The sequence below is a fragment of the Pseudoroseicyclus aestuarii genome (assembly GCF_003217255.1).
In the GTDB taxonomy this organism is placed as follows: Bacteria; Pseudomonadota; Alphaproteobacteria; order Rhodobacterales; family Rhodobacteraceae; genus Pseudoroseicyclus; species Pseudoroseicyclus aestuarii.
Window position 1 is genome coordinate 597197 of sequence record NZ_QJTE01000002.1, and the last position, 14586, is coordinate 611782.

The window sequence follows — 14586 nt, forward strand, 5'->3', positions numbered from 1 at the left end:
TGCTCGGGCCGACAGCATCAGGGGACGCCAGATGACACGCACCGCCTTCATTGCCGCCACGACGCTTGCCGCCGCCATCGCCGCCGCGCCGGCACTCGCGCAGGATCTGCCTGACCTCGAGGGGCAGGAGATCACCGTCGCGGTCGAGAACGCCTATCCGCCGCTGCAATTCGTCGAACCGGGCAGCGGCGAGGCCATCGGCTGGGAATACGACGCCATGGAGGAGATTGCCGAGCGTCTGAACCTGACCGTGAACTACGCCACCACCAGCTGGGACGCGATGATCCCGGCGGTCTCGCAGGGGCAGTACGATCTGGGCATGACCGGTATTACCATCCGCGAGGACCGCGCCGAGGTGGTCGATTTCTCGGCCCCGTACATGACCAGCCAGATGGTCATGCTGGTGCGCGGGGACGAGGACCGCTTTGACGATGCCGAGAGCTTTGCCGGGGACGCCGACCTGCAGATGGGCGCGCAGCCCGGCACAACGCCCTTCTACGTCGGCGTCTACGACGTCCTCGACGGGGACGAGGCCAATCCGCGCATCACCCTGCTCGAGACCTTCGGCGCGCAGGTGCAGGCGCTGCGGACCGGCGACGTGGACATGGTGCTGACCGATGCCACGGCGGGTCAGGGCTACGTCGATGCCTCGGACGGCGCGCTCAAGCTGGTGGGAGAGCCCCTGGGCACCGAGGACTTCGGTTTCATCTTCCCGCAAGGCTCGGACCTCGTGGCGCCGATCGACGCCGCCATCGCCGCGATGCGGGAGGACGGCACGCTGGACGCGCTGAACCGGACCTGGTTCCTCGACTACAAGATGGGCGAATAGGGGCACCATGCGGTCTCGCGATCCCGGCCGCCGGGACTTTCCCTGGTGGCTGGTCGTCGTGGGGCTGACGCTGGCCTGGCTGTTCTGGCAGGTCTCCACGCGCGAGGTCTATGCCAGCGTGCTGAGCACCCTCTCGCGCGGCATCGGCATCACCGTGCTCGTCACGGTGGTCGCCTTTCTGGGCGCGGCGCTGCTGGGGATGCTGCTGGCGCTGGGGCAGCTGTCGCGGTTCCGCGTCCTGCGGCAGCTCTGCCGGCTTTACGTTGAGGTGATGCGCGGCATCCCGATCCTTGTGCTGCTGCTTTACGTGACCTTCGTCTTGGCCCCCGCCATGGTCGCCGGCTGGAACGCGCTGCCAGAGGCGCTGTCCCTGCCGGACTGGCGCACTCGCGACTTCCCGCTCCTGTGGCGGGCGGTGCTGGCGCTGTGCCTCGCCTATGCCAGCTTCCTCGCGGAGGTGTTCCGGGCGGGGCTCCTCTCGGTCGAGGAGGGCCAGGTCGAGGCGGCCGAGGCGCTGGGGCTGAGCCCCTCGCAACGCTTCCGCCTGATCGTCCTGCCGCAGGCGATGCGGGTGATCCTGCCGCCGATGGGCAACGACTTCGTCGCCATGGTCAAGGACAGCTCGCTCGTCTCGGTGCTGGGGGTGACGGACATCACGCAGCTGGGCAAGGTTACCGCCGCCGGAAATTTCCGCTACTTCGAGACCTACAACGTCGTCGCGCTGATCTACCTGACGATGACGCTGGGCCTGTCGCTGGCGCTGCGCGGGGTCGAGCGGCGGCTGCGGGCGGGGCGCTGAGGCTGCGCCCGGACCGCGGTTTTCAGGCCCATCGGCGCGCGGGGGACGTAGTCGATTGACCCCGCCCGCCAAGGTGCCGCATGCAGAGCCCGAGAGATGACAATACCCGGAGCCCCTCATGTCGTTCAGATTGACCCAAGTTCTTTGCCTTGCCGCCCTGCCGCTGCTTGCCGGCTGCGACGAGATGATGACGACCATGCCGGGGGCTCAGCCCGCCGAGCCCGAGGGTCCGCCGCCGCTGCCCGCCGCCGTCGTCGCGGCGCTGCCCGAGGGGACGCCGCGCTCGGTCGTGTTCCAGAACACGGACGGTTGCTGGCTGTTCTCGATCGAGGAAACCGACCCGCCCTCGGGCTACCAGATCCGCGACAGCGCCGGCACGCCCATCTGCGGCGCTGCCGAACCCTCCGAGCAGCCCGCGGTGGAGCTGTCCTCGCAGCTTGATCCGGTGCCGGAGACGCTCTGAGACCTAGAGGGCCCGAGCTTACGGGCCCGAACCGGCCCCGCCCGTTTTCACGGGCCGGGGCCGACACTCGTTAAACCACACGGGGACCGCCAGCCCGCGCCGCCGTGTCCGGCAGCCCAATAGCGACGATACAACCGGGGACAGTCACGCAGCGGCCAGGGGCGGAGTTTCGGGCGGACGGCAGGAATTTCCGCTAACGTCGGGTAAGACGCGCGCGCCCGTCACAGGGCGGGGCGCGGCTCTCCGGAGGCTTTCTGCTGCGGCTTGGCGAAGGCGTCGCCGCCCTCGATGTAGCGGGCGATGATCGCGCGCAGGGCCAGCGTGTCATGCTCGGCCACGGCGCTGCGCAGGGCCTTGAGGCTGGCGGCGACCTCGATCTCGCTCAGCCCGGTCTCGCGGGCCAGCATGATCTTGGGGTGGGCCGTGGTGGTCTGCCCGGCGCCCAGCAGCAGTTCCTCGTGCAGCTTCTCGCCGGCGCGCAGGCCGGTCAGCCGGATCTCGATGTCGCCCGCGGGGTTCTTCTCGTCGCGCAGGCTGTAACCGGCGGCCTCGATCATCTGGCAGGCGAGGGAGTGGATCGAGACCGGCTCTCCCATGTCCAGCACGAAGACCTCGCCGCCGCTGGCAAAGCTGCCGGCGACCAGCACCAGCCGCGCCGCCTCGGGGATGGTCATGAAGTAGCGCGTGACTTCCTTGTGGGTCAGCGTGATCGGGCCGCCCTTGGCGATTTGCTCGCGGAACAGCGGCAGCACCGAGCCCGAGCTGTCGAGCACGTTGCCGAAGCGGACCATGGAGAAGATGGTGTCGCCGCGCGCCGGATTGCTGCGGCTGGCCATGTCCTGCATCACGAGTTCGGCCAGCCGCTTGGAGGCGCCCATCATGTTGCGCGGCCGCACCGCCTTGTCCGTCGAGATCAGGGTGAAGCGGGCGACGCCCGCCTCGACGGCGGCGGTGGCGAGGACCTGCGTGCCCAGCACGTTGTTGGCAAAGCCGCTGAGGGGGTTCGCCTCGACCAGCGGCACGTGCTTGTAGGCGGCGGCGTGCAGGACGACGTCGACCTCGTACTCGGCCAGGGTCTGGCGCACCAGCGGCGCCGAAACCACCGAGCCAAGGACGGGCACGATCTCGACGCCCATGCCGGCGGCCAGCGTCCTGACCTCGCTCTCGAGCTGGTAGAGCGCGAATTCCGACAGCTCCAGCAGGACGATGCGGCGGGGGCGGCAGCTTAGCAGCTGGCGGCAGAGTTCAGAGCCGATGGAGCCGCCGGCACCGGAGACGAGGATCGACTTGCCGGCATAGCTCTCGGAGCCGCCGCGCAATTCGTCGTCGAGCGGCGCGCGGCCAAGGAAGCGGCCGGGCAGGACCGGCGTCAGCTGCTCGACCAGCCGCGCGCCGTTGCCGGCCAGCTGCGCGAAGGAGGGCAGCGTCTGCACGTCGAGGCCCATGTCCTCGAGCCGGCGCGACAGCTGTGCCAGCTTCGGGCGCGAGACCGAGGGCATGGCCAGCAGCACCCGGTCGACCGAGCGGTCGCGCACCAGCGATTGCAGCGCGACGGGGGCATAGACGTGCAGCCCGTGGACGATGGTGCCCTGCAGCTGCTTGGCATCGTCGATGAAGGCCACCGGCGACACGGTCGGCTCCGTCCGCAGGGCCGCGACCAGCTGCTGGCCGGTCCGCCCGGCGCCGTAGATCAGCACCCGCTTCTGCGGCTGCCCGGCGCGGTAGATCGAGAGCAGCATCTGCAGCATCAGGTGCCGGCAGCCGGCGACCATCAGGAAATAGACCATCGTGAAGCTGACGAAGGTGGCAAAGGGCGTGCCGTAGCCCGCCAGCCCGTCGAGGGCCGCGGTCGCAAGGCCCAGCAGCACGGCATGCAGCCCGGTCAGCAGCATGGAGCGGCCGTCGTAGGCCTTCAGCTGGACCTTGTGGATGTCCATCGTGATGATCAGCAGGCCCGAGATCGTCATCAGCAGCGGGATCGACTGCCAATGCGTCAGCAGGTTGCGCATCGGCGGCATGCCGTTGTGCTGCAGCGCGAGGGCGAAGATCAGCGCCGCCGGCACCAGTATCACGTCGACCGCCAGCACGATTCCCTGCTTCGCGCGCCGCGGCAGGCGGGTGAACCCCGTCAGGCGGGAAAAGCGGTTTCGGGAGGGCGACTGGGCGCTATCGGGCAAGGCTGAAACGTTCCGGTGACGTCGTGATGACGCTGGCTGACACTATTCCTTTATCGAAATAAGGGAACTGTCCCAAACCCAAACCGGTCTGCCAGTGACCTCTTGGCCACAATTCGCCGAAACGGGCCTGCTACGGGGTCGTTTCGTGATCGGTCTCGCCCCGCCTCCCGCGCCGGAACAGGCCCTGCAGCGGCCGGCGCGCGGTCTCGCCGATCAACGCGAGGTCGAAGCATAGGCTGCGCCGGCTGGCATAGATCAGGTCGAGCGTCGCCTTGCGCGGCACGCAGCGGCGCCGGTAAACCGCGTCGGTCTCCTCGGGGCTGCGGCAGGCGGCGAGCAGGCGTTCCTCATGCGCGTGAAAGCGCAGCGAGGCGAGGCCGGTCACGCCGGGACGGCTGCGCAGCACCCTTGCATAGGTCTCGGGGAAGGCCTCGACATAGAGGCGCAGCGGCGGGCGCGGGCCGACAAGGCTCATGTCGCCGCGGATCACGTTCCACAGCTGCGGGATCTCGTCGGCGCGGCTGGCGCGCAGCAGGCGGTGCAGGCGCGACATGCGGGCGGACTTGTCGCCGCCCGTCACGCCGGCCTCCGTCCCCGGGGGGGAGGGGCGCATGGTGCGCAGCTTGACCAGCGCGAAGGGCTGCTGCGGCGTCTTCATCCGCTCGGCGATGTAGAAGATCGGCCGCCCCTCGGTGGCCCAGAGCAGGGCGATCAGCACCAGCAGAAGCGGCGCGAGGACAGCTGCCAGCAGCAGCGACAGGCCAAGGTCGAGGGCGCGTTTCGAGGCGGTCATGCCGCGCGGCTCCAGCCGGCGGCGCGCGCCTCGGTCACCAGCGCCTTGGCCGAAATCTCGGGCAAGGGGGGGGCGAGCAGCCCCTGCAGCAGGCCGGTGTCCAGCCGCATCGCGCGCAGCGCCGTCTCGGGCGCGGGGCGCCAGGACCAGTCCGCCCCCGCCTCGCGTAGCACCGCGTCCATTGCCGCCGTGCCCGGCGCGGCGAGGTTCAGCACCCGCGGCAGCGCGGGTGCCGCGATCAGCCGCGTCAGTGTCTGCGCCAGCGTCAGCGGCCCGATATAGGCCCGCTGCGGCGCGGTGCCGTCCGCGAAGCGGTCCAGCACGACCGGCCCCGAGGCCATGGCCCCGAAGAGCGCGTCGCTCCCCGCGACATTGGCCAGCCGCAGGCAGCAGGCCCCCGGCGCGTCGGCGACCGCGCGCTCCATCTCCAGCTTCGATTCTCCATAGGCGGCGGAGGGGGCGGGCACGTCGTCCTCGCTCCAGGCCCTCTCGCCGCCGCCGTAGACCGCGGCGGTCGAGAGCAGCAGCACCGGCCCCAGCCCCTCGCGCCGCGCGAGGGTCAGGGCGGCGCGGGCGAGGGCGGCGTTCTGCGCCAGCACCTGCGGATCGCCCGAGGTGCGCCCGGCCAGAACGATCACGCCGCGGCAGCGGGCCAGCCGCGGATCGGCGGGCGCCTCCTCGGCCAGCATGTCCCAGGCGTAATCGCCCTGCCGCCCGTGCCACAGAGCCTCCGCGCCCCCCTCCCAGGCGCCGCTATCCGCCAGTTGCCGCAGCGCCCGGCCAAGCCGGCCCCCGGCGCCGAGGATCAGCGGCCCGCTCACCGGAACACCCGCCGCGCGCCGATCAGCCGCAACGCCCCGCTGAGGTAGCACAAGGCCCCGAAGACCCAGGCGCAGGGCGCGAAGCCCCCGGGCCAGAGGCAGATGAGCACGAAGAAGGCGATGGTCTCGGTCCCCTCCAACAGCCCGTTCGAGAAGTAGAGCGACTTGATCCCCTGCGCCGCGGTCTCGATCCCCCGCCGCTCGGCGAGGATGGCGTAGCCGAGGAAGGTCGTGCCGTTGAAGTAGAAGGAGGCGAGGATGAAGGCCCCCGCCGCGCCGTTCGTCGCCGGATCGGCCAGCACGAAGGCCAGCGGCAGCGCGCCGTAGAAGGCGAAATCGCAGGCGATATCGAGGTATCCGCCGTAGTCGCTGCGCCGCGTCGCCCGCGCCACCGCCCCGTCGAGGCCGTCGGCAAGGCGCGAGGCCGCCAGCGGCAGCAGCGCCCACTGCGCCGCGCCGAGGGCCACCAGAAGCGCGGCCAGCAGCCCCAGCACGAGGCCGGCCAGCGTCACCCCGTCGGCCGTGGCCCCGGCCCGCGCCAGCGCCCGGCCCATCCGGTTCAGCGGCGGGTCGATCAGGCGGCGGGCTTGGGCGTCGAGCATCGGGGACCTTTCGCGGGGCGTGCGGGCCAATCTGGCCTGCCGCGCGCGCCGCGGCAACGGCGCCCGCGCCGGCTGACGCAACGGTGAGTGGCCGTCTTGCATCGGCGCGGCGGCGGGGGCATCCCTTTGCGGCAGCCAGAAAGGACCCCGCCGATGACCGCAGACTGGATCGCCCCCGAGGGCCTTTTCGATGGCCAGCGCCTGCATACCGGGCTCGCCCTGCGGCTCGAGGATGGCCGCGTCGCCGAGGTGGCCCCGGCGCCCGAGGGGGCGCGGCCCCTCGCCGGTCTCGTCACGCCCGGCTACGTCGATCTTCAGGTCAACGGCGGCGGCGGCGTCCTTCTGAACCGCGATCCCAGCGCCGAGGGGATGGAGGCCATCGCCGCCGCCCATCGCCGCTTCGGCACCGTGGCGATCCTGCCCACCGTCATCACCGACGCGCCAGAGGTCATGGAGGCAGCCGCCGAGGCTGCCATTGCCGCCAAGGGCCGCGAGGGGCTGATCGGCCTGCATATCGAGGGCCCGCATATCGCGCTGGCCCGCAAGGGCACCCATGCGCCGCAGCACATCCGCCCGCTGGACGAGGCGACGCTGGCCGTGGTCGAGAAGACCCGCGCCGCCGGTGTGCCCGTCCTCATCACCCTCGCCCCCGAGGCGGTGCGCGAAGGGCAGATCGCCCGCCTCGCCGCCACGGGCGCCAAGGTCTTCATCGGCCATAGCGACGCCACGGCCGAAGAGGCGCGCGCGGCCTTGGCCGAAGGGGCGGTGGGCTTCACCCATCTCTTCAACGCCATGAGCCAGATGACCCACCGCGCGCCCGGCGTCGTCGGCGCGGCGATCACCTCGAAGGCCTATGCCGGCATCATCGCCGACGGTCACCACGTGCTGGACGAGATGGTGGCCCTCGCGATCCGCGCGCGGCCTCTGCCGGACCGCATGTTCCTCGTCTCCGACGCGATGCCGACGGTGGGCGGACCGGATCACTTCACGCTTTACGGGCAGGAGCTGCACCTGTCGGAGGGCCGCCTCGTCAATGCCGAGGGCTCGCTCGCCGGGGCGCATGTGACCATGGCAGACAGCGTCGCGCGGCTGGTGCGCGTGCTGGGCCTTTCGCCGGAAGAGGCGCTGCGCATGGCCGTCACCGTCCCGGCCGAGGCGATGGGCCTGCCCGATCTGGCCCGGATCGAGGGGCGGGCGGCGCGCGACGTGCTGGTGCTGGACGGCGACATGCAGGTGACCGCCACGCTGGACGGCCCGCTGTGACCCTTGCCCGCGCCGCCAGCCCGTCGCAGTCTGCCCAATGGCAACCGGCACGAGGCGCAGCATGAGCGACGGCTACCTGACAACCCATGTCCTCGACACCGCGCGCGGCCAGCCCGCCGCCGGCCTGCGGATCGAGCTTTTCGCCCTGGACGGCGCCCCGCGGCCCCTGGCCGATGTGACGACCAATGCCGATGGCCGCACAGACACACCGATCCTGCCGAAGGCCGATTTCGCGACGGGGCGGTTCGAGCTGGTGTTTCACGTGGGTCATTGGCTGGCGGCTGAGGGGCTGGATAGCGGCCCCGCCTTTCTCGACGAGGTGCCGATCCGCTTCGCGATGACCGAGGCGCAGCATTACCACGTGCCGCTGCTCCTCTCGCCCTATGGCTACACCACCTACCGGGGCAGCTGATGCACGACCTGACGATCCTCTACGCCTGGCTCGAATTCGCGGTCCGCTGGACCCATGTGATCGTCGCGATCGCCTGGATCGGCTCCTCCTTCTACTTCATCGCGCTGGATCTCGGGCTGCACCGCGACCGCGACCTCGCTTCCGGCGCGGACGGAGAGGAATGGCAGGTCCATGGCGGCGGCTTCTACCACATCCAGAAATACCTGATCGCGCCCGAGCGGATGCCGGGCGATCTGACCTGGTTCAAATGGGAAAGCTACGCGACCTGGCTCTCGGGCTTTGCGATGCTGATCCTCGTCTACTACATCGGCGGGCGGCTGTTCCTGATCGACCCGGCGGTCGCCGACCTCGCGCTGTGGCAGGGGATCGCGATCTCGCTGGCCAGCCTCGCCTTCGGCTGGCTGGCCTACAACCAGCTGTGCAAGTGGTTCGTGAATGCCGACCAGACGCTGCTGATGCTGGCGCTCTTCGGCGTGCTGGTGGGCATGAGCCTGTTCTACACCAGCGTCTTCTCGGGCCGGGCGGCGCTGCTGCACCTTGGTGCCTTCACCGCGACGATCATGTCGGCCAACGTCTTCATGGTGATCATCCCGAACCAGAAGATCGTGGTCGCCGACCTCAAGGCGGGGCGAAAGCCGGACGCGATCTACGGCAAGATCGCCAAGCAGCGCAGCACCCACAACAATTACCTGACGCTGCCGGTCATCTTCCTGATGCTGTCGAACCACTACCCGCTGGCCTTCGCGGGGCAGAACACCTGGGCGATCGGAAGCCTGGTGTTCCTCATGGGGGTGACGATCCGGCACTGGTTCAACACCCACCATGCACGCAAGGGCAACCCGCACTGGACCTGGGGCGCGACCGTCATCATCTTCCTGGTGATCGTCTGGCTCTCGACCCCTCAGGCCTTCTTCTACGAGGAAGAGGCCGCCGCCGATCTGAACCCCCAGGCGCAGCGTCTCGCCAGCGCCGAGGGGTTCTCGCATGTCGCGCAGATCGTGCAGGGGCGCTGCGCGATGTGCCACGCGGCCGAGCCGACCTGGCCCGGCCTCTACTGGCCGCCCCGCGGCGTCGAGCTCGAGACAGAGGCCCAGATCGCCACGCAGGCGCGGCAGGTCTACCTGCAGGCCGGCGTCACCCATGCCATGCCGCCCGCCAATGCCAGCCTGATGGAGCCGGCAGAGCGGGCGGCCATCGCCGCCTGGTACCGCGCCGCGAACTAGTAGACCGCGCCCAGCCCCTCGGGCTTGAGCGAGGGCAGGACGATGACCTTGGCGTGGTGCGGCACGCGGTCGTAGATATCGATCGCGTCCTGGTCGAGCAGGCGGATGCAGCCGGAACTGACGGCCTTGCCCAGGTACTCGGGCTCGCAGGCGCCGTGGATGCGGTAGAGCGTGTCCTCGCCGTTCTTGAACAGGTACAGCGCCCGCGCGCCCAGCGGGTTCTCGGGCCCCGGCGGCATGCCGCCATTGGCGACGGAATAGGGCTCGAGCTCGGGGCGCCGCTCGATCATCTCCTGCGGCACGCGCCAGGTCGGCCATTCGCGGCCGTATTGCACCACCGCCTCGCCGTCCCAGTCGAAGCCGGCGGCCCCGACACCGGCGCCATAGCGCCAGGCGCGGGAAGGGTTGTCCTGCACGAGGTGCAGGAAGCCGGCATCGGGATCGACGATGACGGTGCCCGGCGCTTCGTTGGGGAAGGGGTTGTCGACCTCCTGCCGCCAAAGCTCCTCGGGCACGACGCCGGCGGGGACGGCGGGCACGGGATAGGGCTCGTCGAGAACGGCGCCGTAGCGGGCCGGCATCGGCGGGGGCGGCGGCGGGGCCGGCGGCAGCTCGGGCAGCGGCGCGGGCTCGGGCGCCGGGCGGGCGCAGGCCGCCAGGGCCCCGGCGGGCGCTGCGGCAAGGAAGGTGCGTCTGGTCAGCATGCCCCCCTTCTTTCGCAGGAACGCGCGAAACACCAGCCGGATGAGGCCCGCGCCCGATCACAAGCGCGCGCCCCCGTCTTCTCTTTGCAAATATCCTGCGGGGGTCCGGGGGTGCAAAACCCCCGGCGCCTGCGGCCTGCACGGCCGCCACGGTCCAGCCGCCCGCGCCGCCGCCCTAGTCCTGCGCCCGCAGCACCCGCGCCGGCCGCGCCGCCAGCGGCCCCAGCGCAAAGCCCAGCCCCGCCAGCAGGCTCGCCAGCGCCCCGCCAAGCACGACCACCAGCGCATTGGGCCAGATCACCGTGAACTCCGTCTCCAGCACGAAACGCGCCACGGCCCAGCCGCCGAGGATCCCGGCTCCCAGCGCGACGAGGCCCGCCGCCGCGCCCAGAAGGCCCGCCCGCAGGGCGAAGCTGCACAGGATACGCCCGCGCGATGCGCCGAGTGTCTTGAGCACAGCCGCCTCCTGCCTGCGCGCCCGTACCCCCGAAGAGGCGGCGCCGATCAGCACCAGCGCCCCGGTCAGCAGCGTCGCCAGCGCGCCGTAGCGGGCGGCGCCCGCGATGCCCTCGACCACGCGGGACACCGTCTCGATGGCGTCGCGGATGCGGATCGCTGTGATGTTGGGGTAGGCCTCGGCCAGATCGCGCAGGATCCGCCCCTCGGCCTCTTGCTCGGCATAGACCGTGGCGATCCAGCTATGCGGCGCTCCCGCCAGCGCGGCGGGGTTCATCGCCATGACGAAGCCGATGCCCATGGTCTCGAAGTTCACCTCGCGGAAGCTGGCGATCTCGGCTGTGATCGGGCGGCCCAGGATGTCGATGGTCACCGTATCGCCCAGCGAAAGGCCGATCTCGCCCGCCTCTTCGGCGGAGAAGCTGACGAGCGGCGGGCCGTCGTAGTCCTCGGGCCACCATGTCCCCGCCGTCAGCGTCGTCCCCTCGGGCGGGGCGGCGGAATAGGTCAGGCCGCGGTCGCCCTGCACCACCCAGCTGTCGGTCACCTCCTGCGCCGGCTGGCCATTGATCTGCGTCACGACCCCGCGCAGCATCGGGGCGGCATCGACCGAGGTCACCGCGGGATCATCGGCAAGCCGGGCTCGAAACCCCTCGATCTGGTCCGGCTGGATATCGACGAAGAAGTAGGAGGGCGCGATCGCGGGCACCTCCTGCGTGATCGCGCGGCGCAGGGTGCCGTCGATCTGCCCCACCGCCGCCAGCACCGACAGGCCCAGGCCCAGCGACAGCACCACGCTCGTCGTCTCGCCGCCGCGCGCGGTGATCGCCGCCAAGGCCAGCCGCAGCGCCGGGCGCCCCTTCGCCAGGGGCCGGGCCAGCCGCGCGAGCCAGCGCATGACCTGCGCTGCCAGCGCCAGCACGGCCAGCGCGCCAGCGATGCCGCCCGCGGTCCAGACCGTCAGCCGCCATGTCCCCGAGAACCAGATCGCCAGCGCGATCAGCAGCGCCAGCAGCAGCGCCGTGGCCAGCAGGTAGCGCGCGCGGGGCAGGGCGCCGCCCGCGCCGCCCATCCCGCGCAACAGGGTCGCGGCCCGGATCTGCTCGACCCGCGCCAGCGGCCAGAGCGTGAAGATCAGCGCGACCAGCAGCCCGTAGAGCGCCGCCTCGATCAGCGGACGGGGGTAGAGCGCGAATTCCGCCGGGATCGGCAGCGCGGCATCGATCACAGGCCCCAGCGCCAGCGGGATCCCGGCGCCAAGGACCAGCCCCAGCGCGAGGCCCAGCAGGGTGATCGCGCCGATCTGCAGGAAATAGGTGCCGAAGATCACGCCGCGCGTCGCGCCCAGCGTGCGCAGCGTGGCAATGGTCGCGGTCTTCCCCGCAAGATAGCTGCGCACCGCCGAAGAGATGCCGACGCCTCCCACCGCCAGCCCGGAGAGGCCGATCAGCACGAGAAAGGCGCCAAGGCGGTCCACGAAGCGCTCCATCCCGCCGGCGCCATTGCGGATGTCGCGCCAGCGGATGCCGGTAAAGCGGCTCTCGGCCTCGTCTTCCAGCGCCTGCAGATCCGCGCCCTCGGGCAGGTCCAGCCGGTAATCGGCATCGAAGAGCGTGCCCTCCTCCAGCAGACCCGATGCAGCGAGGTCGTCCCGCAGCACCAGCGTCCGCGGGCCGAGGGCGAAGCCGCCCGCGCTGTTGTCGGGGTAGCGTGCCAGCACCGCCGACAGGACGAAGTCCTGCGTGCCCAGCCGGACGGTATCGCCCGGCGCCAGCGCCAGCCGGTCGCTCAGCGCGCGTTCCATCACAAGGCCGGGCAGATCGCCTGTGCCGGCAAAGGCCTCTGCCAGCAGCATCGCCGGCTCCAGCGTGACCTGCCCGACGAGGGGGTAGAGCGCGTCCACCGCCCGTATCTGCGTCAGCGCCCGGTCGGCGCCGGCATCACCGGCGACGGCCAGCGACCGGAAGTCCACGGTTTCCGAGACCCGCTCGGAGACGGAGCGCATCCAGTCCAGCTCCTCCTCGCGGGCGGTGCGGTAGGTCAGCGAGACCTGCGCATCGCCGCCGAGGATCGCGCCGGCTTCGCGGTCGAGCCCGGCCTCGATGGCGCTGCGCACCATGCCGACGGCGCAGATCGCCGCCACCCCGAGGGCGAGGCAGGCGATGAAGATGCGAAAGCCGGCGAGGCCTCCGCGCAGCTCTCGCCGGGCGAAGGTGAAGGCGGGGCTCACGCCTCGATCCGCCCGTCGCGCAGGCGCACGGTGCGGTCGCAGCGGGCGGCCAGATCCTCGGCATGGGTGACCATGACCAGGGTCGAGCCGTGCCGGTCGCGCAGCCCGAAGAGCAGGTCCATGATCGCCGCGCCCGAGGCGGCGTCGAGGTTCCCCGTCGGCTCATCGGCGAGCAGGATCTTCGGCCTCGGCGCGGCGGCGCGGGCCAAAGCGACGCGCTGCTGCTCTCCGCCAGAGAGCTGGCCGGGATAATGCCCGCCGCGATGCGCAAGGCCCACGGCCTCGAGCTCGGCCCGGGCGCGGGTGCCCGCATCCGCCACCCCGGCCAGTTCAAGCGGGGTCGCGACGTTTTCAAGCGCGGTGAGTGTCGGGATCAGGTGGAAGGACTGGAAGACCACCCCCATATTGTCCCGGCGGAAGCGGGCCAGCGCGTCCTCGTCCAGCGCCGTCAGATCGTGGCCCAGCGCCGTGATCTGGCCGGCACTCGCGCGTTCGAGCCCGCCCATGAGCATGAGGAGAGACGATTTGCCCGATCCGCTCGGCCCCACCAGCCCCAGCGTCTGCCCCACCGGCACCTCGAGGGTGACGGCATGCAGGATGTCCACCGGCCCGGCATTGCCGTCCAGCGACAATGCGACCTCATCCAGTCGGAGCGCGGTCTCTTGGCGGGCGGTCGCGGGGGGGCTGTCTGTCATCGGCAGTGTCCTTCTGGCGCGCCTTCCGGGATATGGGGCGCCCGCCCTGCGCAGCAAGCTGGCCGGTCTGGCGCTGCTGCTCGGGGCGCCGCTCGCGGCGTCGGCGCAGCAGGTGACGGTGGCGGCGCTGGGCGACAGCCTGACGGCGGGATACGGCCTGCCGCAGGACGCGGGCTTCGTGCCGGTGCTGCAGGACTGGCTCGATGCGCGCGGCGCCGATGCGGACCTCGTGAACGCCGGCGTCTCGGGCGACACCACGGCGGGCGGCCTTGCGCGGCTGGACTGGACGCTGACCGAGGATGTCGATGCGCTGATGGTCAATCTGGGCGGCAACGACTTCCTGCGGGGCCTTGATCCGGCGGAGGTGCGTGCGAACCTCTCGGCCATCCTTGGCGGTGCGGCCGAGCGGGATCTGCCTGTGCTGCTGGTCGGGATCGAGGCGACGGCGAACTACGGCGCGGAGTATCAGGCGCGCTTCAACGCGGTCTATGCCGATCTCGCGCAGGAGTACGAGGTGCTCTACTACCCCTCGTTCTTCGCGCCGCTGACGGCGGGCGGCGATCTGGACGATGCGCGGCAGCGCTACATGCAGGACGACGGAATCCACCCCAATGCCGAGGGCGTCACCCTGATCGTCGAGGCCATCGGTCCCTCGGTGGAAGCGCTGGTGGACGAGGCGCGCGAGGGCCTCTGACCGGGGCCAAGCAGGCGCCGCGGCTCGCGCGGCGCCTGCCGGAGCGGGCTCAGTCCAGCGGCTTGAGGTCCACGGCGGATTCGCGGCCGTCGCGGCCTGCCTGGATCTCGAACTCCACCTTCTGGTTGTCGCGCAGGCCGGTCAGGCCAGAGCGTTCGACGGCGGAGATATGGACGAACACGTCTTTCTTGCCGCCCTCGGGGGCGATGAAGCCGTAGCCCTTCGTGGTGTTGAACCATTTGACGGTGCCGGTGGTCATGTCGGTCTGTCTCTTCGGTCTGTGGGGGTCATTTCCGCTCGCACCATGCAGCGGCGTGGCTCGGTCAGTGCTGATCTTCAGTCGTTTGCCGTCTTTTACGGGACCGTCAGGATGATCGACGCCCGGAAAGGCTAGGATAGCCCCGAAAACGACTCAAGACGATTCG

At 70.9% G+C, this 14586-nt stretch carries 15 protein-coding genes; 7 read left to right on the plus strand and 8 right to left on the minus strand.

Annotation, left to right across the window (positions count from 1 at the left end; translation table 11 throughout):
• Positions 1 to 31: 31 nt before the first annotated feature.
• The 3 genes from DFP88_RS07695 to DFP88_RS07705 all read left to right on the plus strand — a co-directional run bounded on the left by DFP88_RS07695 (position 32) and on the right by DFP88_RS07705 (position 2091).
• Positions 32 to 829, plus strand: coding sequence for a transporter substrate-binding domain-containing protein (locus DFP88_RS07695; protein WP_110813855.1), 798 nt, complete (start codon positions 32 to 34; stop codon positions 827 to 829).
• 7 nt (positions 830 to 836) lie between these two features.
• Positions 837 to 1628: an amino acid ABC transporter permease gene (locus DFP88_RS07700; protein WP_110813856.1), complete on the plus strand. Its 792-nt coding sequence runs from the start codon at positions 837 to 839 to the stop codon at positions 1626 to 1628.
• Positions 1629 to 1746: 118 nt separating this feature from the next.
• Complete coding sequence (locus DFP88_RS07705; RefSeq protein WP_181418589.1) at positions 1747 to 2091, plus strand: hypothetical protein; 345 nt, start codon at positions 1747 to 1749, stop codon at positions 2089 to 2091.
• A gap of 221 nt (positions 2092 to 2312) precedes the next feature.
• Here the strand turns inward: DFP88_RS07705 and DFP88_RS07710 are convergent, their stop codons facing one another.
• The 4 genes from DFP88_RS07710 to DFP88_RS07730 form a co-directional block, all read right to left on the minus strand.
• On the minus strand, positions 2313 to 4178 hold the full coding sequence (locus DFP88_RS07710) for a polysaccharide biosynthesis protein (protein ID WP_245904732.1): 1866 nt from the start codon (positions 4176 to 4178) through the stop codon (positions 2313 to 2315).
• A 220-nt stretch (positions 4179 to 4398) separates the two neighbouring features.
• Positions 4399 to 5061: a sugar transferase gene (locus tag DFP88_RS07715; protein ID WP_110813857.1), complete on the minus strand. Its 663-nt coding sequence runs from the start codon at positions 5059 to 5061 to the stop codon at positions 4399 to 4401.
• Positions 5058 to 5882 (minus strand): NAD-dependent epimerase/dehydratase family protein, encoded by an 825-nt coding sequence (locus DFP88_RS17020; protein ID WP_181418590.1) that lies wholly within the window; start codon positions 5880 to 5882, stop codon positions 5058 to 5060. The genes DFP88_RS07715 and DFP88_RS17020 overlap by 4 nt, the downstream gene beginning before the upstream one ends.
• Complete coding sequence (locus tag DFP88_RS07730) at positions 5879 to 6484, minus strand: CDP-alcohol phosphatidyltransferase family protein (RefSeq protein ID WP_110813859.1); 606 nt, start codon at positions 6482 to 6484, stop codon at positions 5879 to 5881. Before DFP88_RS07730 ends, DFP88_RS17020 begins: the two co-directional genes overlap by 4 nt.
• A 153-nt stretch (positions 6485 to 6637) precedes the next feature.
• On the opposite strand from DFP88_RS07730, the gene DFP88_RS07735 reads away from it, so the two are divergent.
• From DFP88_RS07735 to DFP88_RS07745, 3 genes are all read left to right on the plus strand, one after another.
• Complete coding sequence (locus DFP88_RS07735) at positions 6638 to 7747, plus strand: N-acetylglucosamine-6-phosphate deacetylase (protein ID WP_110813860.1); 1110 nt, start codon at positions 6638 to 6640, stop codon at positions 7745 to 7747.
• 61 nt (positions 7748 to 7808) lie between these two features.
• Positions 7809 to 8159, plus strand: a complete 351-nt coding sequence (gene uraH, locus DFP88_RS07740) for a hydroxyisourate hydrolase (RefSeq protein ID WP_110813861.1) — start codon at positions 7809 to 7811, stop codon at positions 8157 to 8159.
• Positions 8159 to 9382, plus strand: coding sequence for a urate hydroxylase PuuD (locus DFP88_RS07745; RefSeq protein ID WP_110813862.1), 1224 nt, complete (start codon positions 8159 to 8161; stop codon positions 9380 to 9382). Before uraH ends, DFP88_RS07745 begins: the two co-directional genes overlap by 1 nt.
• Here DFP88_RS07745 and DFP88_RS07750 read toward each other — a convergent pair.
• From DFP88_RS07750 to DFP88_RS07760, 3 genes are all read right to left on the minus strand, one after another.
• Complete coding sequence (locus DFP88_RS07750; RefSeq protein WP_110813863.1) at positions 9379 to 10086, minus strand: L,D-transpeptidase; 708 nt, start codon at positions 10084 to 10086, stop codon at positions 9379 to 9381. The genes DFP88_RS07745 and DFP88_RS07750 overlap by 4 nt on opposite strands.
• 175 nt (positions 10087 to 10261) lie before the next feature.
• Positions 10262 to 12772: an ABC transporter permease gene (locus DFP88_RS07755; protein WP_110813864.1), complete on the minus strand. Its 2511-nt coding sequence runs from the start codon at positions 12770 to 12772 to the stop codon at positions 10262 to 10264.
• Positions 12769 to 13467: an ABC transporter ATP-binding protein gene (locus DFP88_RS07760; protein WP_110813865.1), complete on the minus strand. Its 699-nt coding sequence runs from the start codon at positions 13465 to 13467 to the stop codon at positions 12769 to 12771. Before DFP88_RS07760 ends, DFP88_RS07755 begins: the two co-directional genes overlap by 4 nt.
• Before the next feature lie 13 nt (positions 13468 to 13480).
• Between DFP88_RS07760 and DFP88_RS07765 the strand changes: the two genes are divergently transcribed.
• Positions 13481 to 14161 carry an arylesterase gene (locus tag DFP88_RS07765; RefSeq protein WP_425450825.1) on the plus strand — a complete coding sequence of 227 codons (681 nt, stop codon included), beginning with the start codon at positions 13481 to 13483 and terminating at the stop codon, positions 14159 to 14161.
• A gap of 49 nt (positions 14162 to 14210) precedes the next feature.
• On the opposite strand, the gene DFP88_RS07770 is transcribed toward DFP88_RS07765, so the two are convergent.
• Positions 14211 to 14420: a cold-shock protein gene (locus DFP88_RS07770; protein ID WP_110813866.1), complete on the minus strand. Its 210-nt coding sequence runs from the start codon at positions 14418 to 14420 to the stop codon at positions 14211 to 14213.
• Between the last annotated feature and the right edge of the window lie 166 nt (positions 14421 to 14586).